This is a genomic window from Pseudomonas sp. SIMBA_041 (assembly GCF_046535095.1).
Taxonomy (GTDB): Bacteria; Pseudomonadota; Gammaproteobacteria; order Pseudomonadales; family Pseudomonadaceae; genus Aquipseudomonas; species Aquipseudomonas mucoides.
The window spans coordinates 1-312 of the sequence record NZ_JAWRXJ010000140.1; the positions used below are offsets into that span (position 1 = coordinate 1).

The 312-nt window shown below is 49.0% G+C and carries 1 protein-coding gene; it reads left to right on the forward strand.

Annotated elements, in window-relative coordinates; genetic code table 11:
• Window positions 1-226 (forward strand): hypothetical protein (locus tag SB725_RS30590; RefSeq protein WP_410923098.1); only part of this gene is annotated, 226 nt, incomplete at its 5' end.
• Between the last annotated feature and the right edge of the window lie 86 nt (window positions 227-312).

A 312-nucleotide genomic window follows, 5' to 3' on the forward strand; every position in this document is an offset into this window, starting at 1 on the left:
CAAATCATTGCTTGACGGCAGATTCTGGATGTCTATAATTCGCCCCACTTCCGGCGCAGTCGAAACGGAAAACTCCTTGGTAAACAAAGAGTTACGCAGTTTTCGGCAGCAAGCGGCTTCAGGTCATCGAAGCGCGAAAGGAGTTGAAAAAGAGGTGTTGACAGCAGCGTGTAACGCTGTAGAATTCGCCTCCCGCTACCGAGTGATCGGAAGCGCAAGTGGTTGAAGTTGTTAGAGATTTCCAAGCGAAACTTTGAAAACTTCTGAAAATAACCGCTTGACAGCAACAGAGGCTGCTGTAGAATGCGCGCC